Source organism: Amycolatopsis albispora (assembly GCF_003312875.1).
Lineage (GTDB): Bacteria > Actinomycetota > Actinomycetes > Mycobacteriales > Pseudonocardiaceae > Amycolatopsis > Amycolatopsis albispora.
The window spans coordinates 3932998-3957243 of the sequence record NZ_CP015163.1 but is presented as its reverse complement, the minus strand read 5'-3'; the positions used below and the strand labels follow the sequence as shown (position 1 = coordinate 3957243).

General features: G+C 71.5%; 26 protein-coding genes. 12 read left to right on the top strand and 14 right to left on the bottom strand.

From position 1 onward, the window contains the following. Nucleotides 1–25: 25 nt before the first annotated feature. Nucleotides 26–1138, top strand: coding sequence for an NAD(P)/FAD-dependent oxidoreductase (locus tag A4R43_RS18375; RefSeq protein WP_113697707.1), 1113 nt, complete (start codon nt 26–28; stop codon nt 1136–1138). On the opposite strand, the gene yaaA is transcribed toward A4R43_RS18375, so the two are convergent. Further along, nucleotides 1125–1868 (bottom strand): peroxide stress protein YaaA, encoded by a 744-nt coding sequence (yaaA, locus tag A4R43_RS18370; protein ID WP_113693451.1) that lies wholly within the window; start codon nt 1866–1868, stop codon nt 1125–1127. The two genes, A4R43_RS18375 and yaaA, sit on opposite strands and share 14 nt — an antisense overlap. Before the next feature lie 67 nt (nt 1869–1935). Between yaaA and A4R43_RS18365 the strand changes: the two genes are divergently transcribed. Next, nucleotides 1936–2916 (top strand): GNAT family N-acetyltransferase, encoded by a 981-nt coding sequence (locus A4R43_RS18365; RefSeq protein ID WP_113693450.1) that lies wholly within the window; start codon nt 1936–1938, stop codon nt 2914–2916. 205 nt (nt 2917–3121) lie between these two features. Here A4R43_RS18365 and A4R43_RS18360 read toward each other — a convergent pair whose 3' ends face one another. Next, nucleotides 3122–4018: a 2-hydroxyacid dehydrogenase gene (locus tag A4R43_RS18360; protein WP_113693449.1), complete on the bottom strand. Its 897-nt coding sequence runs from the start codon at nt 4016–4018 to the stop codon at nt 3122–3124. Between the two features lie 14 nt (nt 4019–4032). Continuing rightward, the gene (locus tag A4R43_RS18355) at nt 4033–4386 is read right to left on the bottom strand and encodes a VOC family protein (protein WP_113693448.1); all 354 of its coding nucleotides are present in this window, start codon (nt 4384–4386) and stop codon (nt 4033–4035) included. A gap of 103 nt (nt 4387–4489) precedes the next feature. On the opposite strand from A4R43_RS18355, the gene A4R43_RS18350 reads away from it, so the two are divergent. Both A4R43_RS18350 and A4R43_RS18345 read left to right on the top strand, forming a co-directional pair. Continuing rightward, nucleotides 4490–6238: a proline--tRNA ligase gene (locus A4R43_RS18350; protein WP_113693447.1), complete on the top strand. Its 1749-nt coding sequence runs from the start codon at nt 4490–4492 to the stop codon at nt 6236–6238. Continuing rightward, entirely contained in the window at nt 6235–7002 is a 768-nt protein-coding gene (locus tag A4R43_RS18345; protein ID WP_162788510.1) for a DUF8017 domain-containing protein, read from the top strand. Before A4R43_RS18350 ends, A4R43_RS18345 begins: the two co-directional genes overlap by 4 nt. A gap of 3 nt (nt 7003–7005) precedes the next feature. Here the strand turns inward: A4R43_RS18345 and A4R43_RS18340 are convergent, their stop codons facing one another. Beyond that, nucleotides 7006–7704, bottom strand: coding sequence for an HAD family hydrolase (locus tag A4R43_RS18340; protein WP_236809109.1), 699 nt, complete (start codon nt 7702–7704; stop codon nt 7006–7008). 105 nt (nt 7705–7809) lie between these two features. On the opposite strand from A4R43_RS18340, the gene A4R43_RS18335 reads away from it, so the two are divergent. Continuing rightward, the gene (locus tag A4R43_RS18335; protein ID WP_113693445.1) at nt 7810–8805 is read left to right on the top strand and encodes a YhgE/Pip domain-containing protein; all 996 of its coding nucleotides are present in this window, start codon (nt 7810–7812) and stop codon (nt 8803–8805) included. Here A4R43_RS18335 and A4R43_RS18330 read toward each other — a convergent pair. Genes A4R43_RS18330 through A4R43_RS18305 form a run of 6 tightly spaced genes read right to left on the bottom strand, consistent with a single transcriptional unit; the run spans nt 8743 to nt 13552 of the window. Next, nucleotides 8743–9153: a secondary thiamine-phosphate synthase enzyme YjbQ gene (locus A4R43_RS18330; RefSeq protein ID WP_113697705.1), complete on the bottom strand. Its 411-nt coding sequence runs from the start codon at nt 9151–9153 to the stop codon at nt 8743–8745. The two genes, A4R43_RS18335 and A4R43_RS18330, sit on opposite strands and share 63 nt — an antisense overlap. 16 nt (nt 9154–9169) lie before the next feature. Then, on the bottom strand, nt 9170–9814 hold the full coding sequence (locus tag A4R43_RS18325; RefSeq protein ID WP_113693444.1) for a response regulator transcription factor: 645 nt from the start codon (nt 9812–9814) through the stop codon (nt 9170–9172). Nucleotides 9815–9824: 10 nt separating this feature from the next. Then, nucleotides 9825–11072, bottom strand: a complete 1248-nt coding sequence (locus tag A4R43_RS18320) for a sensor histidine kinase (protein ID WP_236809108.1) — start codon at nt 11070–11072, stop codon at nt 9825–9827. 53 nt (nt 11073–11125) lie between these two features. Further along, nucleotides 11126–11326, bottom strand: coding sequence for a hypothetical protein (locus A4R43_RS18315; protein ID WP_113693443.1), 201 nt, complete (start codon nt 11324–11326; stop codon nt 11126–11128). A 15-nt stretch (nt 11327–11341) separates the two neighbouring features. After that, the gene (locus A4R43_RS18310; protein ID WP_113693442.1) at nt 11342–12460 is read right to left on the bottom strand and encodes a fatty acid desaturase family protein; all 1119 of its coding nucleotides are present in this window, start codon (nt 12458–12460) and stop codon (nt 11342–11344) included. 18 nt (nt 12461–12478) lie between these two features. Continuing rightward, nucleotides 12479–13552 carry a ferredoxin reductase gene (locus A4R43_RS18305; RefSeq protein WP_113693441.1) on the bottom strand — a complete coding sequence of 358 codons (1074 nt, stop codon included), beginning with the start codon at nt 13550–13552 and terminating at the stop codon, nt 12479–12481. 125 nt (nt 13553–13677) lie between these two features. Between A4R43_RS18305 and A4R43_RS18300 the strand changes: the two genes are divergently transcribed. The 4 genes from A4R43_RS18300 (at nt 13678) to A4R43_RS18285 (ending at nt 17185) form a co-directional block, all read left to right on the top strand. Further along, complete coding sequence (locus tag A4R43_RS18300; protein WP_236809107.1) at nt 13678–14334, top strand: TetR family transcriptional regulator; 657 nt, start codon at nt 13678–13680, stop codon at nt 14332–14334. 69 nt (nt 14335–14403) lie between these two features. After that, nucleotides 14404–15504 (top strand): Re/Si-specific NAD(P)(+) transhydrogenase subunit alpha, encoded by a 1101-nt coding sequence (locus A4R43_RS18295; RefSeq protein WP_113693439.1) that lies wholly within the window; start codon nt 14404–14406, stop codon nt 15502–15504. Beyond that, on the top strand, nt 15504–15806 hold the full coding sequence (locus tag A4R43_RS18290; RefSeq protein ID WP_113693438.1) for an NAD(P) transhydrogenase subunit alpha part 2: 303 nt from the start codon (nt 15504–15506) through the stop codon (nt 15804–15806). Before A4R43_RS18295 ends, A4R43_RS18290 begins: the two co-directional genes overlap by 1 nt. After that, nucleotides 15803–17185: an NAD(P)(+) transhydrogenase (Re/Si-specific) subunit beta gene (locus A4R43_RS18285; RefSeq protein ID WP_113693437.1), complete on the top strand. Its 1383-nt coding sequence runs from the start codon at nt 15803–15805 to the stop codon at nt 17183–17185. The genes A4R43_RS18290 and A4R43_RS18285 overlap by 4 nt, the downstream gene beginning before the upstream one ends. Before the next feature lie 53 nt (nt 17186–17238). Here the strand turns inward: A4R43_RS18285 and A4R43_RS18280 are convergent, their stop codons facing one another. Further along, nucleotides 17239–17868 carry a histone-like nucleoid-structuring protein Lsr2 gene (locus A4R43_RS18280; RefSeq protein ID WP_236809106.1) on the bottom strand — a complete coding sequence of 210 codons (630 nt, stop codon included), beginning with the start codon at nt 17866–17868 and terminating at the stop codon, nt 17239–17241. Nucleotides 17869–17918: 50 nt separating this feature from the next. Between A4R43_RS18280 and A4R43_RS18275 the strand changes: the two genes are divergently transcribed. After that, nucleotides 17919–19310: a dihydrolipoyl dehydrogenase family protein gene (locus A4R43_RS18275; protein WP_113693436.1), complete on the top strand. Its 1392-nt coding sequence runs from the start codon at nt 17919–17921 to the stop codon at nt 19308–19310. Nucleotides 19311–19316: 6 nt separating this feature from the next. Here A4R43_RS18275 and A4R43_RS18270 read toward each other — a convergent pair whose 3' ends face one another. Then, nucleotides 19317–21176, bottom strand: a complete 1860-nt coding sequence (locus A4R43_RS18270) for a hypothetical protein (protein ID WP_113693435.1) — start codon at nt 21174–21176, stop codon at nt 19317–19319. Between the two features lie 227 nt (nt 21177–21403). Here A4R43_RS18270 and A4R43_RS18265 point away from each other — a divergent pair, with 227 nt between their 5' ends. Then, nucleotides 21404–21907: a DUF3145 domain-containing protein gene (locus A4R43_RS18265; RefSeq protein ID WP_113693434.1), complete on the top strand. Its 504-nt coding sequence runs from the start codon at nt 21404–21406 to the stop codon at nt 21905–21907. A gap of 20 nt (nt 21908–21927) precedes the next feature. Further along, on the top strand, nt 21928–22530 hold the full coding sequence (locus tag A4R43_RS18260; RefSeq protein WP_236809105.1) for a hypothetical protein: 603 nt from the start codon (nt 21928–21930) through the stop codon (nt 22528–22530). A 159-nt stretch (nt 22531–22689) separates the two neighbouring features. Here the strand turns inward: A4R43_RS18260 and A4R43_RS18255 are convergent, their stop codons facing one another. Both A4R43_RS18255 and A4R43_RS18250 read right to left on the bottom strand, forming a co-directional pair. Further along, complete coding sequence (locus A4R43_RS18255) at nt 22690–23922, bottom strand: beta-ketoacyl-[acyl-carrier-protein] synthase family protein (protein WP_113693433.1); 1233 nt, start codon at nt 23920–23922, stop codon at nt 22690–22692. 32 nt (nt 23923–23954) lie between these two features. Beyond that, nucleotides 23955–24200 (bottom strand): acyl carrier protein, encoded by a 246-nt coding sequence (locus A4R43_RS18250; RefSeq protein ID WP_113693432.1) that lies wholly within the window; start codon nt 24198–24200, stop codon nt 23955–23957. Nucleotides 24201–24246: the final 46 nt, after the last annotated feature.

Sequence of the window (24246 nt, the reverse complement as noted above, 5' to 3'; positions counted from 1 at the left end):
GAGGCCTTGCTCCAGGGTGGTGATCATGCGCGTGCTTGTGATCGGCTCCGGCATCGCCGGCGCCTCGACGGCCTACCAGCTCGCCCGCCGCGGCGCCGACGTGGTGCTCGCGGGCCACGACCACGACGGGGTGGCGACCGCGGCGGGAGCGGGCATCGTCTCGCCGTGGACCTCACGCCGCACCGACGAGGAGTACCACCTCGCCGCGCGGGCGGCGGCGTTCTACCCGACGCTGGTCGAGCAGCTCGCCGAGGACGGTCACGCGGATTCGTCGTTCGAGATCGTCGGCGCGATGGTGGTTTCCGCGGACGCCGATGAGCTGGACGCGGCGGAGCAGCGCGTCACCGAGCGCGCGGCCACGGCGCCGGGTGTGGGCGAGATCCAGCGGCTCATCCCGGACGAAGCGAGGGAGTACTTCCCCGCGCTGGCACCGGAACTCGGCGCGGTGCACATTTCCGGTGGTGGCCGGGTGGACGGCAGGCATCTGCGTGCGGCGTTGCTCGGCGCTTCGGCGAAGCGTGGCGTGCGGTCGATTTCCGGAGCGGCGGAACTGCTGGTCGACCGCGGCAAGGTGACCGGCGCGCGGGTCGGCGGCGAGGTGGTGTCCGCGGACGTGGTGGTGGTCGCCGCCGGAGCGTGGACCGACGAGCTGCTGGCGCCGGTGAACCTCCGGCTCGGCATCGAGCCGCAGCGCGGGCAGATCAGCCACCTGGAGCTGCCCGGCACGCCGACCGACGCGTGGCCGGTGGTGCTGCCGATTTCCAGTCACTACCTGCTGGCGTTCCCCGGTTCGCGGGTGGTGGTCGGCGCGACCAGGGAGACCGGCTCCGGTTTCGACTACCGCGTCACCGCGGCGGGTCAGCGGGAGGTGCTCGACAACGCGCTGGCGGTCGCGCCGGGCCTCGCCGACGCGACGCTGCTGGAGACCCGGATCGGTTTCCGGCCCGCGGCGCCCGACGGTCTGCCGGTGCTCGGCAGCCCGGACGGGCACGCGGAACTGGTGGTGGTCACCGGGTTCGGCCCGGCCGGGCTGACGCTGGCGCCGTATGCGGGGCACGTGATCGCCGCGGAACTGCTCGGCGCGCCGGTGGACGACGACCTGGCGGCCTACCGCCCGGACCGGTTCATTCGCCGGTGAGCATCTCCAGCTCGTGCTCGCCGGTGCGCTCCACCAGCAGGCCCGCCTTGGCGGCGACCTTGACCAGTCCGTCCACAGTGGAGGGAGCGCGGCCGGTACTGGCCAGCACGGCGGCCAGCTTTCCCTTGTAGGCCTTGTTGAAGTGGCTGACCGTCTTGCGCTGCCCGCGCGCGTCCTCGGTCACCACGCGCACGGTCACCGCGCCGGGGATCTTGGCCAGCGCCGCGTATCCGCCCGAGCGCAGGTCCACCACCAGGCCGTCGGCGGCGGCGAACACCGGTTCCAGCACCGGGCGCCACAACGGCCGGAGCCCGCCCAGCGCGGGCAGCGTGCTGCCGGCGGACAGGCGGTAGGCGGGAATGCGGTCGGTGGCACGCGCGATGCCGAACAACGCCGAGGCCACCGCGAGCCGCTCGTTCGCCCTGGCCAGTTCGGCTTTCTTGAAGCTGGTGATGTCGAGCGCGTCGTAGAGCACGCCGGTGTAGCGGCGCAGCGCGGGCAGCGTGGGGGAGGTCCAGAGTTCGGCGTTGCGCTCGACCTCGTCGGCCTGGCGCTCGGAGATGCCGAGCGCGGCGAGGCTGGCCGGGACGTCCCGCGCGAGTTCCGTCAGCGCGTCGGCGATCTTGCCGCGCACCGGGTTCAGCTCGGGGGAGGACAGCGAGTCCAGGTCCAGCGGCGGCCCGTCCCCGCCGGTCGCCTTGGTCTCGGAGGGAGGGAGCAGCACCAGCACGCCAGCAGGGTAGCCGCCGCGGAAAATCGGTGGGCCGGGTGACCTGCGGCGACTTAGGCTGCGTCACATGGAGCGCACCGAGCCGGAGTGGCGGCCACTGACCCTGTCCGACATGGCCGCGGTCGCCGGTCTGCTCGCCGCCGCGAACCAGGTCGACCCGACGGGCGAGTTCGAAAGCACCCAGGACGTCACCGAGAGCCTGACCAGCCCGAACGTCGACCTGGAGCACGGTTCGCTGGCGGGCTGGGCGGGGGAGCGGCTGGTCGCCTACGCGGTCGTGCGGGTGCGCGACGGGGCTGATCCGGTGCACCAGATGCGGGTCGAAGCGACGGTGCACCCGGAATTCCGGACCGACGGCATCGCCGACCACGTGCTGTCCTGGATCGAGCGGGTGAGCCGCGAACGTCACCTGAAGGTGTTCCCGGACGTGCCGCTGGAGCTGCACGGCAACGGGCACGAGAACCAGCGCTGGTACCTGGGGCAACTGGAGCGGGCCGGGTACCGCCGGGCGCGCACGTTCGTGGAGATGCGCGCGGACCTGGGCGCGCTGCCGCCGAAGCGGCCGCTGCCGCCGGAGTTCGAGCTGGTGACGTATTCGGAGAAGTACTTCGATGCGGTGCTGAGCACGCGGAACATCACCTTCGCCGAGCACTGGGGCAGTTCGGTGCAGAGCCCGGAAGCGTGGCGGCACCTGATCACGGGCAGTTCGGCGTTCCGGCCGGAGCTGTCGTTCTTGCTGTTGCGCGGGGACGACGTGGTTTCGATGGTGCTCTGCGACTTCTATGAAGGCGACGCGCGGGCGACGGGGGTGCGGGAGCTGTACGTCTCGCACGTCGCCACCCTGCCGGAGGCGCGGGGGAAGGGCGTTGCCTCGGCGCTACTGGGCCACACCTTGGTCGAAGCGCGGGCCGCGGGGTATGAACGGGCGGCGCTGGGGGTGGACGTGGAAAACGTCAACGCGGCACTGGGGATTTACGAGCGGTGCGGGTTCGCGGCGGATCAGCGGTGGTACGGGTACGTGAAGGAGGTCGGCCACCCCGGCTTCTGATGCTGCCGTGTTTTGGCTTCGGCCGGGGGTGGCGGTGGTGTCACGAATGTGGCTTTCGGGACGTTTGGCGTCTCGAAAGCCACATTCGTGACATGCGCCCGCCCGGAGACCCGGCGGCGAGCGCGGGCCACGCCGTGCGGCGGCGGCCGGGTGAGCGGCGGCCGAATGGGCGGCGGCCGGATGAGCGTGGGCCCGCCCGTACCGGTCAGGTGACGAGGTGGGCGAGTGGCTCCCCCGCCGCGAAGCGGTGGAGTTGCGCGGCGACCAGTTTCTTCGCCCGCGGATAGAACGAAGCGGAACCACCCGCCACGTGCGGGGTGATGACCACGCCCGGAGTCGTCCACAGTGGATGGCCAGCCGGCAGCGGTTCCGGGTCCACCACGTCCAGCGCCGCCCGTAGGCGGCCGGTGCGGGTTTCGGTGGTGAGGGCCGCGGTGTCCATGGTGGACCCGCGGCCGACGTTGACCACCAGTGCGTCGTCCGGCAGGAGGGCGAGTTCCCGCGTGCCGATCAGCCCGCGGGTGCTCTCCGAACCGGGCAGCACGGAGATCAGGATGTCCGCCGACGGCAGCAGCGCCGCCAATTCGTCCACCCCGTGCACCCCCGGCCGCGCCCGCCGCGCCACCGGCACCACGGTCGCCTCCGCCGCGTGCAGGAACCGCTCGATCGCCCGGCCGATCGAGCCGTACCCCAGCAGCAGCACCCGGCTGTCCGCCAGCGACCGCGTGTGCTCGCGCGCCCACGAGCCCTCGCCCTGCTGCCGGAACCAGCGCGGCAGGTCCCGTTGCGCGGCCAGCACCAGCGCCAGCGCGTGCTCGGCCACGCTCAGGTCGTGCAGGCCCTGGCCGTTCGCCAGCGACACCCCGGCCGGCAGGAACGGCAGGATCGTGTCCACCCCGGCCGACAGCGTCTGCACCGCGCGCAGCGCGGGCATCCGCGACATCAGCCGGACCGGCTCGATCCCCCGGTCGTAGGGCAGCACGTAGAACTCCACGCCGGACAGGTCGGCCGGTGGCGCCGACACCCCGTCGTAGACCTCCACCCGCAGCCCGGCGGGCAGCTCACCGACATCGGCCCAGGGCACCAGCACACGCGCGGTCATGCCCCGATTCTGGCTTACGGCTCCGCGGTGCCCACGCAGAACCGGTTGCCCTCGGGATCGGCCAGCACCGTCCACGCGATGCCCGGCACCCGGTGCTCCTCGATCTTCTCGGCCCCCAAGCCGACCAGACGCTTCACCTCCTCCTCGCGCTCTTCCGTGCGCAGGTCCATGTGCAGGCGGTTCTTCCCCGGCTGGCGCTCCTCGGCGCGCTGCAGGCTGATCATCACCCCGTCCGGCGAAACGGGGGCGAGCATCAGGAAGTCACCGTGGTCCACCACCACCTCGACCCCCAGCGCCTCGGTCCAGAACCCGGCGAGCTTCTTCGGATCGGCGCAGTCGATGGTCACCGCGCCCAGCTGAACAGTCATGGGGGCAAGGTAGGCGGCCCCACCGACAATTTAACCCGTTGGAGCTGTTCGGAGCGGGTTGACTATCCTGCGCTGACACGTCCAAGCCCGCCAAGGAGCCGAAGTGATCACCAGGATGTCGTCGTTGTTCCTCCGCACCCTGCGCGAGGATCCGGCGGACGCCGAAGTGCCCAGCCACCGCCTGCTGCTGCGCGCCGGCTACGTCCGCCGGGTCGCCCCGGGTGGTTACTCCTGGCTGCCGCTCGGCATCCGGGTGCTGCGGCGCATCGAGGCGATCGTCCGCGAAGAGATGGACGCCATGGGCGGGCAGGAGATCCAGTTCCCCGCGCTGCTGCCCAAGGAACCCTACGAGGCGACGAACCGCTGGGCCGAGTACGGCGACAGCCTGTTCCGCCTCAAGGACCGCCGCGGTGCCGACTACCTGCTCGGCCCCACCCACGAGGAACTGTTCACGCTGACGGTGAAGGGCGAGTACAGCTCGTACAAGGACTACCCGGTCACGCTGTACCAGATCCAGACCAAGTACCGCGACGAAGCGCGTCCCCGCGCGGGCATCCTGCGCGGCCGCGAGTTCGTGATGAAGGATTCCTACTCCTTCGACCTCGACGACGCCGGTCTCGAGCGCTCGTACCAGGCGCACCGCGCGGCCTACCAGAAGATCTTCGACCGCCTCGGCCTGGAGTACGTCGTGGTCGCCGCGACCTCCGGTGCGATGGGCGGTTCGGCGTCCGAGGAGTTCCTCGCGGTCGCGCCCAGCGGTGAGGACACCTACGTCCGGAGCACCGAGTCGGACTACGCGGCCAACGTCGAAGCCGTGGTCACGCCCCCGCCCCCCGCGCAGTCCATCGAGGACAAGCCCGCCGCGCAGGTGCACCACACACCCAACACGCCGACCATCGAGACCCTGGTCGACTTCCTCAACCAGGCGGATCTCGGCAGGCAGTTCACCGCCGCGGACACGCTGAAGAACGTGCTGGTGAAGACCCGCGAGCCCGGCGCCAAGGAGTGGCAGCTGCTGGCGGTCGGCATCCCGGGTGACCGCGAGGTCGACATGAAGCGCCTGGAGGCGTCGGTCGAACCCGCCGAGGTCGCCCTGCTCGAAGAGGCCGACTTCGCCGCGAACCCCTTCCTGGTCAAGGGCTACATCGGGCCGAAGGCGCTGCAGGACAACAAGGTCCGCTACCTGGTCGACCCCCGCGTGGTCACCGGCACCGCCTGGGTGACCGGCGCCGACCAGGCCGACCACCACGTGGTGGACTTGGTGGCCGGGCGCGACTTCACGCCCGACGGCACCATCGAGGCGGCCGAGGTCCGCGAGGGTGACGCCTCGCCCGACGGCCACGGCACGCTGGTCGCCGCGCGCGGCATCGAGATCGGGCACATCTTCCAGCTGGGCCGCAAGTACGCGGACACCTTCGAGCTGGACGCGCTGGGCGCCGACTCGAAGCCGGTGCGCATCACCATGGGCTCCTACGGCATCGGCGTCTCGCGCCTGGTCGCGGTGATCGCCGAGCAGCACCACGACGAGCTGGGCCTGGTCTGGCCGCGTGCGGTCGCGCCCGCGGACGTGCACGTGGTCATCGCGGGCAAGGACGAGGCCGTCGCCGCCGGGGCCGAGAAGCTGTCGGCCGAACTCGACGCGGCGGGCCTGCGCGTGCTGCTCGACGACCGCAAGGCGACGCCGGGCGTGAAGTTCGCCGACGCCGAGCTGGTCGGTGTGCCGACCATCCTGGTGGTCGGGCGCGGCCTGGCCAACGGGGTCGTCGAGGTGAAGGACCGGCTTTCCGGCGAGCGCGCCGAGGTGGCCGTGGACGCCGTGGTCGAGCACCTGAAGCAGCTCGTCACCAAGTGAGCCAGCGCGGGTCGCGCGGGGCGATGTACGGATTCTTCGCGGTGATCATGGTCGGCGCGGGGGTCTACCTCAGCCAGCAGGGCGAAGAAACCGAGTACACCCCGCCGCCGAGCACGTGGACCCCGGCGCCACCGCCGCCGAAGGTGGTGGTGCCGCCGGTGGTCGACGGCTGGCAGTCGGTCGCGGGCCGCGACGGCACCTACGCCTACGACGTGCCCGCGCGCTGGACTCCGGAGCCGGGCACGGTCCACGGCTGGGAGGGCGAAGGCCAGCCGAAGGTCGTCATGTCGACAAGTGCCTTCTACGGTGATGGTTTCTGCCCGTCGGACGACAGCGCGCGGCTGGCCGGTGCCGGGGTGAAAACGGATGCGCAGACCGATCCGGCGGTGGCCGCCGAGCAGTTCGCGACCCAGGTGGCGAACCGCGCCTACACCTGGGACGGCCCGCCACCGCAGCTGAGCGTCGGCGCCCCCGAAACAACCGAAATCTCCTTTGGTGACGGCAAAAACCGCCCGGCCACGCTGCGGATGGTCGAGGTGACCACCACCGGCGGGCACCCCTGCCTGTCGAAGAAGGCGGTGGTCGGCGTGATCGCGACCGGTTCGGCGGACGAGGCAAAACCGGGCACCGTGCTGCTGACCGTCTACGCCGACCAGACCGCGCCGGACTTCACCACGAAGGACGAGGTCGAGCGCATCCTGCGCAGCTATCGCGGGGTGCCGGCGTCGCAGCGCACCACGGTGCCCGCCAGCCCGACGCCCTGACCGTCAGCCGGCCAGGGCGCGGACCACGGTCTCGGTGTCCGACAGGTCGGTGAGGACGTGGTGCGCGCCCGCGTCGGCGAGTTCTTCGGCCGAGTGCTTCCCGGTGGCGACGCCGACCGCGATCGTGCCGTGCGCCAGCGCCGCGGTGACGTCGTGCGGGGTGTCGCCGACCACCGCCACCGCCTCCGGTGCGAACGGCCGCCCGTGCTTCTCCGAAGCCAGCCTGATGGCGTGCGCGACCAGGTCCGGGCGGTGCGCGGACAGCGTGCCGTAGCCGCCGATCTCCAGGTCGAGGTGCCCGTGCAGGTCGAATGCGGCCAGCTTGTGCAGCGCGATCTCCGGCAGGTTCCCGGTGACCAGTGACTGCACCACCCCCTGACCGGCCAAAGTGGACAGTGCGAGCGCGGCGCCGGGCAGCGCGTGGCCGAACTCGGCGAGGGTGGCCCGGCCGCGTTCGGACAGCCGCACCAGTTCGCGCCACATGCGCTGGATCAGCTCGTCGGTCGGCTCGACGTCGTGCTTGGTCAGGATGTCCGTGGTGATCGCGCGCTCGGTGCGGCCGGGGAACGAGGGCAATTCGCGCAGGGTGGTCCCGGTCACCGCGGGCAGCGCCTCGGTGTACCAGCGGCCACCGAGGCCACGCAGGTCGACCAGGGTCAGGTCGATGTCCCAGAGCACCAGCCGGGGTGGAGTGGAGTTCACCCGGCCGACGGTACCGGGGCAAGTTTTCAACGCGTGTTGACTTCCGTCGCCGCGGGGTGCACCCTGGCGAGCAGAATTCAACACACGATGAAAACTGGAGGAGACATGGCCAACCGGATGTGGCCGGTGGCCGCCGCGCTGGCCGGTGCGGTGGTCGCCGTGGTGCTCGGCTTCCTGACCTTCGGCGCGCAGGCGACCGTCGCGCCGGACCGGCTGCCGGTGGCGGTGGCCGCGCCGGACGGCCCGCCGCGCGCGATGGCGGAGCGGATCGCCGCGCAGGGCGGTGGTCAGCTGGACTGGCGGATCACCACCGCCGAAGAGGGGCGGCGGCTGCTCGAGGACAAGGCGGTCTACGGCGTGCTCGAGCTGGGGCAGCCGCCGGTGGTGGTGGTCTCCGGCGCGGTGAACCCGGCCGGGACGCAGCTCGCGCAGCAGGCGCTCACCGCGATCGCGCAGGCGGCCGGACCGGCGCAGGTGCAGACCGTGCACCCGGCGAGCGTCGCCGGGCGGACCGCGCCGCTGGCGCTCAGCGCACTGGCCTGGGTCGGCTGCCTCGTCGGCGGGGCGGTGCTGGCGCTGGTGTCGGCGCGGCGGAAGTACCGGCCGGGCACCGGCGCGCGGCTGACGCAGGTGGCGACCACCAGCGTGCTGGTCACCGCGGTGCTCGCCGGTTTCGCGAAGCTGTGGGACTCGTCGCTGCCGATGGGCTGGGACGTGCTCGGCTTCCTGCTGCTCACCACGGGCGCGTTCGCCGCGCTGCAGACCGGGCTGCTGCGGCTGCTCGGCGTGCGGGCGATGGCCGTGCTCGGCCCGCTGTACCTGCTCGCGCCCGCGGTCGCCGGGCAGGTGCCGGAACTGCTGCACGAGTGGTACCGCTGGCTGCTCTGGTCGTGGACGCCGTTCCGGTTCTCCACCGAGGGCCTGCGCAGCCTGCTGCAGGGCACGCCCGGCGCGCCGGACGTGGCGAACGGGGTCTGGGTGCTCGGCGGGCTGCTGGCGGTGGGGCTGGTCGTGCTGCTGTGGCCGGCCCGGTCGGGCTCAGCCGGCGAGGAAGCTGAAGCGGACACGCCGGACCGGGTTGTCCACGTTGGTGTCCACTAGGCAGACCGACTGCCAGGTGCCCAGCGCCATCACCCCGCCCAGCACTGGCACCGTGGCGTACGGCGGCAGCAGCGCGGGCAGCACGTGGTCGCGGCCGTGCCCACGGGTGCCGTGCTGGTGCCGCCAGCGGTTGTCGCGGGGGAGCAGGTCGTCGATGGCGGCGAGCAGGTCGTCGTCGCTGCCGGCGCCGGTCTCCAGGATCGCCAGCCCGGAGGTGGCGTGCGGCACCCACACGTGCAGCAGGCCGTCCTCCGCGCCGTGCTCGGCCAGGAACGCCTCGGCCTGTTTGGTCAGGTCGTGCACCACGGCGGTGTCGCCGGTGCGGACCTCGATCTCCGTGGAATGCATGAATTCCACGGTAACCTCAGCTCTCCAAGTACCGCAGCACGGCGAGCACCCGGCGGTTGTCCCCGTCCGACGGGGCCAGGCCCAGCTTGCCGAACAGGCTGGTCACGTACTTCTCCACGGAACCGGGCGAGAGGAACAGCGTGCTCGCGATGGCCGCGTTCGACCGGCCCTGCGCCATCAGCTCCAGCACCTCCCGCTCACGCGGGGTCAACGCGGCCAGCGCGCCGGTTTTCCTGGTGGCGCCCAGCAGCTGGGTGACCACCTCGGGGTCGAGCACGGTCTCGCCGGCGGCCACCCTGGTCAGCGCGGCCAGGAAGTCGGACACCTCGGCGACGCGGTCCTTGAGCAGGTAACCGACCCCGCCGGCGCGATCGGCCAGCAGTTCCGCCGCGTACCTGGTCTCGATGTACTGGGAGAACAGCAGGATCGGCTCGCCGGGGTTCACCGCTCGCAACGCGATCGCCGCGCGCAGGCCCTCGTCGGTGAACGACGGCGGCATCCTGATGTCCACAATGGACACATCCGGCCGGTGTTCGGCGACCGCCGCCCGCAGCGCGTCCGCGTCCTTCACCGCGGCGGCGACCTCGTGCCCGCGCAGGGTGAGCAGTTCGACCAGGCCCGCGCGCAGAATGGTGGAATCCTCCGCGATCACTACCCGCACCAGCGCCCCCTCAGACCGGGATCTCCACGGCCACCACGGTAGGCCCGCCCGGTGGGCTGTCGATCGACAGGTAGCCGTCCACCGCGCGCAGCCGCTCGGCCAGCCCGGCCAGCCCGCCCGCCGGGTGCATCCGCGCGCCGCCGCGGCCGCGGTCGGAAACGTAGAGCCGCAGCATCGAATCCAGCTCGAACAACTGCAGTTCGGCGCGGCTCACCCCGCCGTGCTTGATCGCGTTGGTCAGCAGTTCCGCCGCGCTGAAGTACAGGATGGACTCGATCGCGGCTGGCGGGCGCGTCGGCAGCGACACCAGCACCTTCACCTCGGCCTCGCTGCGCGCGGCCAAAGTGGACAGTGCGACCTCCAGTCCGGCGTCCAGCGCGGCGGGGTGGATGCCGCGTGCCAGGTCACGCAGTTCGGTGAGCGCGTCCTTCGCGCCGGTGTGCGCGGCGGAGATCAACGCGCGCAACCGGTCGAGGTCCACCTCGGCGGCTGCCAGCTCGTCCTTGGCGACCCCGAGCTTCATCGCCAGCGCGACCAGCTGCGCCTGCGCGCCGTCGTGCAGGTCGCGCTCGATGCGCCGCAGCTTCACGTCGGCGGTCTCCACCGCGGCGGCCCGGCTCTCCTCCAGGTCCCGCACCCGTTCGGAGAGCGTGGTCGGGCCCAGCAGCGCGCGCACCAGCAGCCGGTCCAGGCCCAGCAGCAGGTGCAGCAGGGCCGGGGTGGTCAGCAGCAGCACCGCCGCGACCAGCGCGAGCGGGATCGACGGCAGCAGCCCGGCCGAACCGATGTCGAACACCGGCAGCGGCTGCCCGTCGAGCACCAGCCACCAGAACGGGTAGGTCAGCGTGCCCAGTCCGTACAGCGTCAGCACGGTGGCCACCAGCAGGTTGACCGCCGCCAGCGGCACCCGCAGCACCAGGTAGGCGAACGCGCGCCAGCCGGGCCCGTCGGTGAGGTACGCGCGGAACGTGCCGGGCTTGCTCACCGGCCCGGGGACCTGGACGCCGAGCAGCTTGGCGGCCAGCCGTCGGTGCGGGGAGCCGACCGCACGAGCGCCGAGCAACGCGCCCGCCACCATCGGCAGCCCGATCAGCAGCGGGCTCAGCGCGATGCCCGGTACCAGCACGAGCACCACGCCGACCAGGCTGAGCAGGGCCAGCGGCAGGCCGAGCAGCACCCAGCCGAGCTCGGCCCAGAACCGCCCCCGCAACGGCTCGGCGACCCAGCGCCGGAGGAGGTCGACACCCGCGTTGTGCACGGGATCAGCCTGCCCCCTCCGGTGCCGGGCCGCCTACCGGGTTATCCCCCGAACTACTTCTCCAGCTCTTCGTCCTCGCGGGCGCGCAACGCCGCCTCGCGCATCTCGATCACGTCCGTGAGCCAGTCGCCGGTCTCCCTGGCGATGTCTCGCACCGCGCCGGTGATGATGGTCGCGATGTTGCCGATATGGGTGGCGGCCGACTCCGTGAGCTCCTGCACGGTGTCCTTGCCGCTTTCGAACTGACCCACCATGGTTGTCGTCCTGCCTCAAGCCGCCGCTGGTTGCCGGTCACCGACCACGGTACGGGGCTCCGGCTCCGGTTGCCGCCTGTCCGGCAGGGCCAGCTTGACGATCTTGCGCGCCACCGAGAACAGCTGCTTGTGCAGCGGGCCGGTGTGGTACGGCAGCCCGTACTTCCGGCAGATCGCGCGCACCTCGGGCGCGATCTGCGGGTACCGCCGCGCCGGGAGGTCCGGGAACAGGTGGTGCTCGATCTGGTGCGAGAGGTTGCCGGACAGGATGTGGAACAGCTTCCCGCCGCTGATGTTCGCCGAGCCGAGGATCTGCCGCAGGTACCACTGACCGCGGTTCTCCTCCTCGGTTTCGGCCTCGGTGAAGCTCTCCACGTCGGCCGGGAAGTGCCCGCAGAAGATGATCGAGAACGCCCACAGGTTCCGGACCAGGTTCGCGCTGGCGTTGCCCAGCAGGGTCAGCGGCGCCATCGGCCCGGTCAGCAGCGGGAAGAGCACGTAGTCCTTGCCGAACTGCCGCGCGGCCTTGCGCACGATCTTGGCGCGGACCTCCTTGAACTCCGACCACTTGCGCTCGCCCTTGACCACCCGGTCCACCTCGAGATCGTGCAGCATCACGCCCCACTGGAAGAACAACGCGAGCAGCGTGGCGTAGACCGGGTTGCCCAGGTAGTACGGGTGCCACTTCTGGTCCGGGTCCATGCGCAGGATCCCGTAACCGATGTCGCGGTCCTTGTCGAGGATGTTGGTGTAGGTGTGGTGGATGTAGTTGTGCGAGTGCCGCCAGTTGTCCGACGGCGCCACCGTGTCCCACTCGAAGTTCTGCGAGCTCAGCGCCGGGTCACGGGTCCAGTCGTACTGGCCGTGCATGACGTTGTGCCCGATCTCCATGTTGTCCAGGATCTTCGCCAGCGAAAGCGCGCCGACCCCGGCGAACCACGCGGGCGGGAAGAACCCGGCGAACAGCAGCCCGCGCCCGGCCACCTCGAGCCCGCGCTGGGTCTTGATCAGCTTCTGGATGTAGTCGACGTCCTCCTGGCCGAGGTCGGCCACGATGCGCTGGCGCAACTCGTCCAGTTCGCGGCCGAACTCCTCGACCTGCTCGGGGGTGAGCCGGTCCTGCAACCCGGTCATCGGTGAAGTCCTTTCGGTTCAGGCGTTGATCTCGACGTCCCCGCAGGGGGCGGAGATGCACAGCTGGATTTCTTCGTTGTCCTCGGCCGAGACCTCACCGGTGCGCAGGTTCCGCACCGGGCCGCTGGCCTTGAGCTGCGTGCAGGAGAAGCAGATGCCCATCCGGCAGCCGTGCTCCGGCCGCAGCCCGGCGTCCTCGGCCTGCTCGAGCAGCGGCTTGCCGGAGTTGGCGAACTCCTTGCCGCTGCGGGTGAACCGCACCTGCCCGGTGACGTCGCCGTCCGCCGCGGCGAGCGCCGGCGGGGTGAACTCCTCGGTGTGCAGGCGTTCACTCAATCCCTCGTCGGCGTACTCCTTGCGCACCGCGTCCATCAGCGGCACCGGGCCGCACAGGAAGGTCTCGGCCTCGCCGAACCACGGCGCCACCTGCTCCAGGTGCGACCGGGAGAAGAAGCCGTGCAGGTCGCCGCCGCGCTCGGTCATCGTGCAGGCGAAGCGGACCCGGAAGTTCGGCCTGCCCGCCACCAGTTCGGCCAGCTCAGCGCGGTAGGGCAGGTCGGCGGGCTCGTTCTCGTAGTGCAGCAGCGCCACTTCGCCGGGGTGGTTCTCGTCGGCCAGCGTGCGCAGCATGGACAGCACCGGGGTGAGCCCGCTGCCGCCGCTGATCAGCAGCACGTGGTCCGGGCGCGGGTCGGGCAGGCCGAAGGTGCCGTCCGGTTCGGACAGTCCGAGCACCATGCCCGGCTCGGCGTGCCGGTGCAGATATCCCGAGACCAGGCCGTCTTCGATGGCCTTGACGGTGAGTTCGAGTTGCCCGTCCGCGCGGTACTGCGAGCAGGCGGGGGAGTAGCAGCGGGTGCGCCGGACCCCGTCGATGGTGACGGTGACGCGCACGTACTGGCCGGCCTGGAACCCGCGCCAGGCGCGGCTCGGGCGGATGGTCAGCGTCAGCGTGCTCGGTGTCTGCCGTCGCACGGCGGTCACGCGGCCCCGGATCTCCCGGCGCACCAGCATCGGATCGACGAGTTCCAGGTAGCGGTCCACGCCGTGCGGGGTGAGCAGGGCCTCGGCGACCGAAGCGAGCTTTCCCATGGACCTCTCCATTCAGTGAACAGATGTACACTGAACAGTGTGGACCAGCTAGCAGAGATGTCAACGTGAACGCGCCCCGATGTGACGTGGGCGATACCGCGACGGCGGCGGATAGGCTCAGGCTCGTGACCGCCGAACCCGTCAGCCGCTCCGAGCGCAAGCAGCGGACCCGCCGCGCGCTGCTCGACGGCGCGCTGGGCCTGCTGGCGGACCGCGTGTTCGCCACGCTCAGCCTGCGCGAGGTCACCAAGGCCGCCGGGATCGTGCCGACCGCCTTCTACCGGCACTTCGCGTCGATGGAGGAACTCGGCGTGGTGCTGGTCGAGGAGTCGATGCAGACGCTGCGCGGCATGCTGCGCGCGGCGCGGCGGGACAAACGAGCCTTCCAGGACGTCATCCGCGCCTCGGTCCAGCTGCTCGAGGAGCACGTCCGCGAGCACGAGGACCACTTCCGGTTCCTGCTGCGCGAGCGCTACGCCGGTACCGGTGCCGTGCCCGCGGCGATCGGGCTGGAGCTGCGGCTGTTCTCCAGCGAGCTGGCCGTCGACCTGGCGCGCTTCGAGTACCTGCGTGAATGGGACACCGAGGACCTGCACATGATGGCGGAGCTGATCGTCACCGCGATGCAGGCGACCGTGCTGGAGCTGATCGAGGCGACCGGGCCGGAGGCGACCGCGCGGGTGGTGCGAACGGCCGAAAAGCGGCTGCGGCTGATCGTGCTCGGGGTACCGAATTGGCAAAGGACCTCCGCACGGCGGGAGCGGCCGGGCGACGCTGTGTGATACACCTGGAGTGATCCATAACACAGTCTGTGTTCGTTCGTGTTCCATCCTCAAGGTCGAGGAGGTCGCGTGGTGGCCGAATCCGGGCCGGTGACGGTCGGCGTGGTGAAGGAGTCGCTTCCTGGTGAACGCCGGGTCGCGCTGGTGCCGAAGGCACTCGGGCGATTGCTCGCCCGCGGCCTGCGGGTGGTCGTGGAGAGCGGTGCCGGCGACGGCGCGCTGATCACCGACAGTGACTACGAAGCGGCCGGCGCCTCGATCGGTGACGCCTGGGCGGCGGACGTGGTGCTCAAGGTCGCGCCGCCGACCGCGGCCGAGGTGACCAGGCTGGCGCCGGGCACCGTGCTGATCGGCTTCCTCGCTCCACTGTCCAATGTGGAGCGGATCAAGGAACTGGCGGAAGCCGGGGTGACCGCCTTCGCGGTGGAGTCCATCCCGCGGATCACCCGCGCGCAGGCGATGGACGCGCTGTCCTCGCAGAGCAGCGTCGCCGGGTACCGGGCGGTGCTGCTCGCCGCCGAGCGGCTGACCCGGTTCTTCCCGATGCTCACCACCGCCGCGGGCACCGTCGCCCCGGCCAAGGTGCTGGTGCTCGGCGCCGGGGTCGCCGGGTTGCAGGCGCTGGCCACCGCGCGGCGGCTCGGCGCGCAGACCACCGGTTACGACGTGCGGCCCGAGGTCGCCGAGCAGGTGCGGTCCGTGGGCGCGCAGTGGCTCGACCTCGGCATCGAGGCCGTCGGCGAAGGCGGTTACGCCCGCGAACTGACCGCCGAGGAACGCGCCGAGCAGCAACGCCGGCTCACCGAGGCGATCACCCGGTTCGACGTGGTGATCACCACCGCGCTGGTGCCGGGACGGCAGGCGCCGGTGCTGGTCACCGCCGAAGCCGTGGAGGGCATGCCGTCCGGTGGCGTGATCGTCGACCTGGCGGGCGAGTCCGGCGGCAACTGCGAGCTGACCGAAGCGGGCCAGGACGTGGTGCGGCACGGCGTGACGATCAGCTCGCCGCTGAACCTGCCCGCCGGCATGCCCGCGCACGCGAGCGAGCTGTATTCGCGCAACCTCACCGAACTGCTCGGCCTGCTGGTGAACGACGAAGGCGCGCTGGCGCTGGACTTCTCCGACGAGGTGGTCGCCGGAGCGTGTGTCACGGGGGAGGGACGGGACTGATGCTGCAGAACCTGGCGATCCTGGTGCTCGCGGGCTTCCTCGGCTTCGCGGTGATCTCGAAGGTGCCGAACACGCTGCACACCCCGCTGATGTCGGGCACCAACGCGATCCACGGCATCGTGCTGCTGGGCGGGCTGATCGTGCTCGGCCTCGGCGTGGACGGCGTGCTGAACAAGGTGCTGCTGGTGATCGCGATCGCCTTCGGCACGATCAACGTGGTCGGCGGTTTCCTGGTGACCGACCGGATGCTCTCGATGTTCAAGGGCAAGCGCGCGTCCGCGCCGGAGAAGGAGGACGCGTGACCGGGTTCATCGCGGTTCTCTACATCGTCGCGTTCTCGCTGTTCGTCTACGGCCTGATGGGCCTGACCGGGCCGCGGACCGCGGTGCGCGGCAACTGGATCGCCGCCGCGGGCATGGTGCTCGCGGTGGTCGCGACGCTGCTCACGCCCGGCATGGGCAACTGGGGCCTGATCGTGCTCGGGGTGGTGCTGGGCGTGCTGGTCGGCGTGCCCGCCGCGCGCAAGGTCAAGATGACCGCGATGCCGCAGATGGTGGCGCTGTTCAACGGCGTCGGCGGTGGTGCGGTGGCGTTGATCGCGTGGGTCGAGTTCAACAGCACCGACGGTTACGCGCACGAACCGGCGTACGTGGCGATCGCGTCGCTGTTCTCCGCGCTGGTCGGCTCGGTTTCCTTCTGGGGCTCCAACATCGCCTTCGGCAAGCTGCAGGAGCTGATCACCGGGCGGCCGGTCTCGGTGGGGAAGCTGCAGCAGCCGCTGAACCTGCTGTTGTTGCTGGCCGCGGTCGGCTGCGGGGTGGCGATCGCGGCGGGTGCCGCGTCCGGCTGGCTGATCGCCGGGCTGCTGGTGGCGGCCGCGCTGCTCGGCGTGATGGTGGTGCTGCCGATCGGCGGCGCGGACATGCCGGTGGTGATCTCGCTGCTGAACGCGCTGACCGGGCTGTCGGCCGCGGCGATGGGGCTGGCGCTGGACAACACCGCGCTGATCGTGGCCGGCATGATCGTCGGCGCGTCGGGTTCGATCCTGACGAACCTGATGGCGAAGGCGATGAACCGGTCGATCCCGGCGATCGTGGCCGGTGGTTTCGGCGGGGCGCAGGCCAGTTCGGGCCGGTCGGGACCGGAGCGGCCGGTGCGCGCGACCAGTGCCGCGGACACCGCGATCCAGATGGCCTACGCGGGGCGCGTGGTGGTGGTGCCGGGGTACGGGATGGCCGTGGCGCAGGCGCAGCACGCCGTGCGCGAGATGGCGGACCTGTTGGAGGACAAGGGGATCCAGGTCTCCTACGCGATCCACCCGGTGGCGGGCCGGATGCCGGGGCACATGAACGTGCTGCTCGCCGAGGCGGACGTGCCGTACGAGCGGCTGAAGGAGATGGACGAGATCAACTCGGACTTCCCGCAGACCGACGTGGCACTGGTGATCGGCGCGAACGACGTGGTCAACCCGGCCGCCGAAACCGACCCGAGCTCGCCGATCTACGGCATGCCGATCCTGAAGGTGAACACGAGCCGTTCGGTGATCGTGCTCAAGCGCTCGATGAGCTCGGGTTTCGCGGGTGTGGACAACGACCTGTTCTACGACACCAAAACCAGCATGCTCTTCGGGGACGCGAAGACCTCGGTCGGAGAGATCGTGGAGGAGCTGAAAACGCTATGAATGTGGCTTTCATTGCGGGGTTCGTGCGATGAAAGCCACATTCATAGCACTGCTCACTCGGCGGCCGAGAAGGTGACCGCCGGGGCCTTGCGAGGAGCCTTCTTCGCCGGAGCCTTGGCAGCCGCCGTCTTGGTGGACGTTGCCTTCGCGGACGTCGTCTTGGCCGCGGGCGTCGTCTTGGCGGCGGGCGTCGTCTTGGCGGCGGGCGTCGCCTTCTTGGCCGCGGGCTTCCTGGCGGCAGCAGGCTTCTTCGCCGCCGGAGCCTTCGCCTTGGTTGCCTTCGTGGCAGCGCTCTTCGCCGGAGCCTTCTTCGTGGTCGCCTTCTTCGGCTCGGCCTTCACGGCCGCCTTCTTCGCCGCGGGCTTCTCCGCCGGGGCCTTCTTCGCGACCGCGGCGGCTTTCGCGCCAGCCTTGCCAGCCGCCTTGCCGGAGCGGCGCCGCACGACCTTCTTCCGGCCGCCGGTGCGGCGCCCGCTGGTCACGAACGGCTCGAGGATTTCCCTGAGCCGGTCGGCGTTCTCCCCGGACAGGTCGATGTCGTAGGTCACCCCGTCCAGCTCGAACCGCACCGTTTCCTCGGCGGGCTCGCCCGTGATGTCGTCCAGCAGTTGGACCGCGGTGTTCCTGGCCACGAAGTGCTCCCAGTGCTCGTTGTCGAACTCGCCAGCGAGGATACCCGCCACGGTGGAGTGTCCTACTTGCGCCACGGCCCCACCTGGTGTGCGCTGCACCCATGGCAGACAACGGTTATGACGTCGTCGTTATCGGTGGCGGCCCGGTCGGTGAGAACGTCGCGGCCCGCGCGGTCCGCGGCGGGCTGACCGCCGCGCTGGTGGAGTCCGAGCGGTTCGGCGGGGAGTGCTCCTACTGGGCCTGCATGCCGAGCAAGGCGTTGCTGCGGCCCGGAATCGCGCTCGCCGCGGCGGCCAGGCTGCCGGGCGTGCCGGTCGGCGACCGGGTCGATCCGGCCGCGGTGTTCGCCCGCCGCGACGCCTTCACGTCCCATTGGGACGATGCCGGGCAGGCCAGCTGGGCCGAAGGCGCGGGCATCGTGCCGGTGCGCGGCGCCGGGCGGATCAGCGGCGAACGCGAGGTCACCGTCGGCGACCAGGTGCTGCGCGCGCGGCACGCGGTGGTGGTGTGCACCGGCAGCGTGCCACGAACCCCGGACATTCCCGGCCTGGACGGCGTCCGCACCTGGGGCTCGCGCGAGGCGACCTCGGCGAGTTCGGTGCCGGGCAGGCTGGCGGTGCTCGGCGGCGGCGTGGTCGGCGTGGAAATGGCGCAGGCCTTCGCGAAGCTCGGCTCGCAGGTCGACCTGATCATCACCGGCGAGCGCCCGCTGCCGCGGTACCCGGAGTTCGCCGGTGACCTGGTGGCCGCCGGGCTCCGCGCGGACGGTGTCCGCGTGCACGCCAACTCCGGCGCCGAGCGGGTGTCCGAAAAGGATGGTGAGATCCGGATCGAGCTGACCGGCGGTGGTGAGGTGCTCGCCGACGAGTTCCTGGTCGCCACCGGCCGCAGGCCCGCCACCGACGGCCTCGGGCTCGCCGTGGCCGGGCTCACCGACGGTGCCGCGCTGGCCGTCGACGACTCCGGGCTGGTGTCCGGTGTGGACGGTGGCTGGCTGTACGCCGCCGGCGACGTGACCGGCCGCGCGCCGCTGACCCACCAGGGCAAGTACCAGGCCAGGGCGGTCGGCGACGTGATCGCCGCCAGGGCGAAGGGGGAGCGGGTCGCGCCGGAGCCGTGGAGCGCCTACGCCAGCACCGCCGACCACACCGCGGTGCCGCAGGTGGTCTTCACCGATCCGGAGGTGGGGTCGGTCGGCCTCACCGCCGCTGAAGACGGCAAGCCGCACCGCGTGGTCGACATGGACATCGCGGTGGCCGGTTCGTCGCTGCACGCGGACGGCTACGAGGGCAAGGTGCGGATGGTCGTCGACACCGAGCGCGAGGTGATCGTCGGCGTCACCTTCACCGGGCCGGACGTCGCCGAACTGCTGCACGCGGCGACCATCGCGATCGTGGGGGAGGTGCCGTTGCGGCGGCTGTGGCACGCCGTCCCGGCGTATCCGACGATCAGCGAGGTGTGGCTGCGGCTGCTGGAGGAGTACGGCCTATAGGCGGGCTCAGCCGGGCAGCGGCATGGTCAGCCCGGCCTTGGCCGCCTTGCCGAGGCCGGGATCGTCCGAAGTGGACGGCCCGTCCAGCCAGCACGCCTGCGCGACCAGCACCGACGTCTGCGCGCCGGTGCTGGCGTAGGCCGCCCCGCTGAAGGTCGGCGGCTGCCCCGGCCACTTGCCGGTCTCCACGGCGAGGTCGGTGATGCCGCCGTTGCCGGGGAAGTCGACGAACTGCTTGAACGTCTCGGCCTGCTCCTGGCTGGGGAAGTCGAGCGCGGCCAGCGTGACCGCCGCGCGGCGCCCGTCCACCGCCACCTCGAAACTGGCGCGGCGCAGGCGTGAGCACGGGGTGGTCTCCAGCACCGTCTTGGTGTCGCCGAAGGCGTGGGGCGTGCACTGGGTGCCGGACTCGGCGGCCAGCTGGTTGAAGCCCATGCCGTCGACGTTCTGCCCGGTCGGCGCGGCGGTGGTGGTCTGCGTCGGGCCCTGCTGCGGGGCGGCGGTCTCGCCGCCGTCCTGGCTCGCCGCCACCGAGATCGCCGCGACGAGCAACACCAGCAACAGGCCGACGGCGGCGTACGGCAGCCACCGCACCGGCTTGCCGTCCTTGACCAGCTTCGGCAGCTTGAGCGGTTTGCGTACCTGCTTCGGCTGCGGTGACGCCCCCGGCTGCCGCGGCGCTTGAACGGCCGCCCGCTGCTGCCCGCCTTGGCCGGGCTGTCCTGCTTGGACACCCGCCGGTGAGCGCTGCCCGGCCAGCTGAGCCTGCGGCTGCCCGGTCACTCCTTGCGGGAGCTGCGCCGCCCCGATCTGCTGCGCCTGCCCAGCTCCAGCCAGCGGTGCCTGCCCAGCCACAGCTTGCCCGGCCGCGGTCTGCGGTGCCTGCCCGGCCCCGGCCTGCTGCGGCTGCACGGCCTGCTGCGCCTGGCCGGTCGCGAGCTGCGGTGCCTGCGCAGCCGCCCCCTGTGTTGCCTGCCCGGCCTGCGGAGGCTGGCTGGCCGCGAGCTGCTGAGCCTGCCCCGGTGCCTTCTGCGGTGTCTGGGCTGCCTGGGCAGCCGCCTTCTGCGGTGCCTGCCCGGCCTGAACGGCTGGCTGCCCGGCCTGTCCCGGCGGGCGCACGTGCGCCACGGCCACCGGCGGCGTTCGCGGCGCCGTGCGCACCACCTTGGCCTTCGACGGCGGGTGATCGGCGGGCACCGTCGGCGGGATCGCGCTCAGCGGGTTCTCCACCGGCTCCGTCCGCTCCGGCTCGGCCAGGCCCGTCGGCGCGAAGCCCTCGGCGGTGAGCACGTCGTCGCTCAGCTTGGGCGCGTTCTCGGCCAGCGCGGCCAGCATCGCCCGCGCCTGCGCGACCGTGCTCGGCTGCGTGGCCGAAGCCAGCGACACCGCCGCGGCCAGCATCGCGGTCGGCGTCGGGTGGAGCACCCGGACCGAGCCAGCCAGGTCCGCCGGCGGCTGGTCGACCTGCTCGACGTACGGGCCGACCGCCACGATCGTGCCGATCGCGGTGGTCGACGGCTCGGTCTCGCGCAGGTGACGCGCGATCTTCTCCGAGGTGGCCAGCGCGTCGGTGGCCGGGTTGACCGCCTCGTCCGTGCCGACCAGCGGCCAGCCGTCGGCCTTCCACTGGCCGGTCAGCGGCGCGTCCAGGCGCATCGCCGGGTCCGGCAGGTCGACACCCACTACGATGAGCACACCACGCGGGAGCAGGACCACGGCGTCCACCGGCTGGGCGAAACCGGGCGGCGAAACCCCGATCAGCGCCACCCCGCCGACCACGGTGTTGCCGCGGCCGAGCGAGGCCAGCGCGGCCCGGATGTCGTCGGCCACCCGGGAGGGCTGCTGTGCCAGCCGGACGAGCCGCATGCCGGTCCCTCCCCAGTGTCTGCCGTGCTGCTGCCGCAGCACACGGTAGCGGGTCTCCGGCGGTGCCCGGGGCACCCCTGTGCGGTGATCTCGCTGCGACTTCTGTGGTTCATGTGGCCAAAAGGCATGGATGAGGTGCACAATGTGCGCAGCGCGTCACGAGTGGGCCGCCGTGGTTCGAGAGGTCGTAGGGGAAGACGCATCTCGTCGAGCAGCGGAGGTCACCAGTGAGCACCCGTGGAAACACCCGTGGCGTGGTGTACGTCCACTCGTCGCCGTCTGCGGTGTGCCCGCACGTCGAGTGGGCGATCTCGGGCACCCTGGGTGGCCGAGCAGACCTGCGGTGGACGGCCCAGCCGGCCGCCGCGGGACAGTTGCGCACCGAGGTCTCTTGGCGCGCACCGGCGGGCACGGCCGCGAGGCTGGCGTCCGCGCTCAAGGCGTGGCCGATGCTGCGCTTCGAGGTGGTCGAAGAGCCCAGCCCCGGGGTCGACGGCGAGCGGTTCTGCTACGCGCCGGGCATCGGCCTGTGGCACGGCCGGACCAGCGCCAACGGCGACATCGTGGTCGGTGAGGACCAGCTGCGCTCGCTGGTCGCGCGCAGCCGCGCCGGTGAGCAGCTGGCGCACAAGCTCGACGAGCTGCTCGGCGCGGCTTGGGACGAGGCGCTCGAGCCCTTCCGGCACGCCGGTGACGGCGCTCCGGTGACCTGGCTGCACCAGGTGGGGTAGCGGGTTAATACCCTTTCGGGGTGCCAGCATCGCCCCTCGCTCCCGCCCGTGGACGCTGGCTGCTGCCCGCGCTGATCGTGGTGGTCTCGCTGACCGTCGGCGGTGGCCTGCTCGCCAGGGAGATCTACCGCAAGCCGGAGGTCACCGCCGCGGACTCGGGGGTGATCGCCGTGCCCACCTCGACCTCGCTGGCGCCGGAGCAGCAGCCGGGCCCGCCCACGGTGGAGATGACCCCGGACGCGGCCGCGCACCCGCACGCGGAAGGCGTGCGCGCCCTGCTGCAGAACTACTTCGACGCGATCAACGCGCGCAACTACGAGCTGTGGAAGACCACGGTGACCAAGGAACGCGCGCAGGCGAAGTCCAAGGTGGAGTGGGAAGCCGACTACAACACCACACGCGACGGCAGCATCCTGGTCTACCGCATCGAGGCGGCCGGGGACGGCCGGGCGCAGGCGCTGCTCGGCTTCACCAGCACGCAGGACCCCAAGGACGGCCCGGTGGACCTGCAGGAACCGTGCATCCGGTGGCACCTGGCGCTGCCCATGGTGCTGGAGAGCGGCGTCTGGAAGCTGGACACCGTGCCCACCGGCACCACCCCCATGCACGAACGCTGCAACTGAGGCCAGCACCCAGCCAGCTGGACACCCGCCGATGTCACGAATGTGGCTTTCGAGACGTTGAACGTCCCGAAAGCCACATTCGTGACATGGGCCCGCGCACGCGAAAACGGGGCCGCCGCCGGTGGCGACCGGCGACGACCCCGTTCGGAAACGAGCTGGTCAGGCGGGGGTGAAGGCCAGCGCCACGTTGTGGCCGCCGAAGCCGAACGAGTCGCTGACCGCGGCCCGGATGTCCATCTTGCGCGGCTCACCCGAAGCGATCTCCTGCACCACACCGGGGTCCTGGTTCTCCAGGTTCAGCGTGGGCGGGATGACCCCGTCCCGGATGGACAGCACGGTGGCGATCGCCTCGACCGCGCCCGCGGCACCCAGCAGGTGCCCCAGCGCGCCCTTCGGCGCGGTCAGCACCGGGTGCTCACCGATCGCCTTGCGCACCGCCACGGTCTCCCCGACGTCACCGGCCGGGGTCGAGGTCGCGTGCGCGTTGACGTGGTCGACGTCCTTCGGGTCCAGCCCGGCCGACCGCAGTGCCGCGGTGATCGCCCGTGCTTGGCCCGTGCCCTCCGGGTCGGGCCCGGTGATGTGGTACGAGTCGGCGCTGGTGCCGATCCCCGACAGCCTGCCGTAGATCTTGGCCCCGCGTGCCTTCGCGAACTCCTCGCGCTCCAGCACCATGATCCCGGCGCCCTCGCCGAGCACGAACCCGTCGCGGTTGACGTCCCACGGCCGCGAAGCGCGTTCCGGGTCGTCGTTGCGGGTGCTCATCGTGCGGGCCTGGGCGAACCCGGCCATGGTGATCGCCGCGATGCACGCCTCGGCGCCACCGGCCACCACCACGTCGGCCTCGCCGGTCTTCAGCATGCGCCAGCCCCAGGCGAGCCCTTCGGCTCCCGAGGCGCAGGCCGACACCGGAGCGTGCACCCCGGCCCGTGCCTTCAGCTCCAGCCCGACGTGGGCCGCCGGCCCGTTCGGCATCAGCATCGGCACGGTCAGCGGCGACACCTTGCGCAGGCCGGTGGTCTCCAGCAGGTCGTCCTGGTCGAGCAGCGTGTTCGCGCCACCGATGCCGGTGCCGACCACGACGGCGAGCCGTTCGGGTTCGACGGTGTCCTCGTTGTGCCCGGCATCCGCCCAAGCCTGGCGGGCCGCGATGACCGCGACCTGCTCGCTGCGGTCCAGCCGGCGGGCCTGCACCCTGGGCAGCACCTCGGTGGGATCGACCGCGAGCCGGGCGGCGATCTTCACCGGCAGGTCGAACTTCTCGACCCATTCGGCGTGCAGGGTGGACACCCCACTGCGGCCGGTCAGCAGACCGTCCCAGGTGGACGCGACGTCCCCGCCGAGGGGCGTGGTCGCGCCCAGCCCGGTGATCACGACGTCGTTGTTGCTCATCGGTTACTCCCCGAGGTCGGCACCGGCAGGTGTTACTTCGAGTTCGAGGCGACGTAGTTCACGGCGTCGCCGACGGTCTTGAGGTTCGCCAGCTCGTCGTCCGGGATCTTGACGCCGAACTTGTCCTCGGCCTGCACGGCGATCTCCACCATGGACAGCGAGTCGATGTCCAGGTCGTCCACAAAGGACTTCTCGGCGCTCACGTCGTCCTGGGCCACACCGGCCACCTCTTCGACGATCTCGGCGAGCCCGGACAGGATCTCTTCTTTGTCAGCCACTGCTTGTCCCTTTCCTGTTTACCTGAGGTTTCTTTCCGGCCGGGTG

Bases quoted from the DNA above. Each gene is read 5' to 3' on its own strand.
- A4R43_RS18375 (WP_113697707.1), top strand. From the start codon at position 26: ATGCGCGTGCTTGTGATCGGCTCCGGCATCGCCGGCGCCTCGACGGCC.
- A4R43_RS18365 (WP_113693450.1), top strand. From the start codon at position 1,936: ATGGAGCGCACCGAGCCGGAGTGGCGGCCACTGACCCTGTCCGACATG.
- A4R43_RS18360 (WP_113693449.1), bottom strand. From the start codon at position 4,018: ATGACCGCGCGTGTGCTGGTGCCCTGGGCCGATGTCGGTGAGCTGCCC.
- A4R43_RS18355 (WP_113693448.1), bottom strand. From the start codon at position 4,386: ATGACTGTTCAGCTGGGCGCGGTGACCATCGACTGCGCCGATCCGAAG.
- A4R43_RS18335 (WP_113693445.1), top strand. From the start codon at position 7,810: ATGGCCAACCGGATGTGGCCGGTGGCCGCCGCGCTGGCCGGTGCGGTG.
- A4R43_RS18330 (WP_113697705.1), bottom strand. From the start codon at position 9,153: ATGCATTCCACGGAGATCGAGGTCCGCACCGGCGACACCGCCGTGGTG.
- A4R43_RS18315 (WP_113693443.1), bottom strand. From the start codon at position 11,326: ATGGTGGGTCAGTTCGAAAGCGGCAAGGACACCGTGCAGGAGCTCACG.
- A4R43_RS18310 (WP_113693442.1), bottom strand. From the start codon at position 12,460: ATGACCGGGTTGCAGGACCGGCTCACCCCCGAGCAGGTCGAGGAGTTC.
- A4R43_RS18305 (WP_113693441.1), bottom strand. From the start codon at position 13,552: ATGGGAAAGCTCGCTTCGGTCGCCGAGGCCCTGCTCACCCCGCACGGC.
- A4R43_RS18290 (WP_113693438.1), top strand. From the start codon at position 15,504: ATGCTGCAGAACCTGGCGATCCTGGTGCTCGCGGGCTTCCTCGGCTTC.
- A4R43_RS18275 (WP_113693436.1), top strand. From the start codon at position 17,919: ATGGCAGACAACGGTTATGACGTCGTCGTTATCGGTGGCGGCCCGGTC.
- A4R43_RS18270 (WP_113693435.1), bottom strand. From the start codon at position 21,176: ATGCGGCTCGTCCGGCTGGCACAGCAGCCCTCCCGGGTGGCCGACGAC.
- A4R43_RS18255 (WP_113693433.1), bottom strand. From the start codon at position 23,922: ATGAGCAACAACGACGTCGTGATCACCGGGCTGGGCGCGACCACGCCC.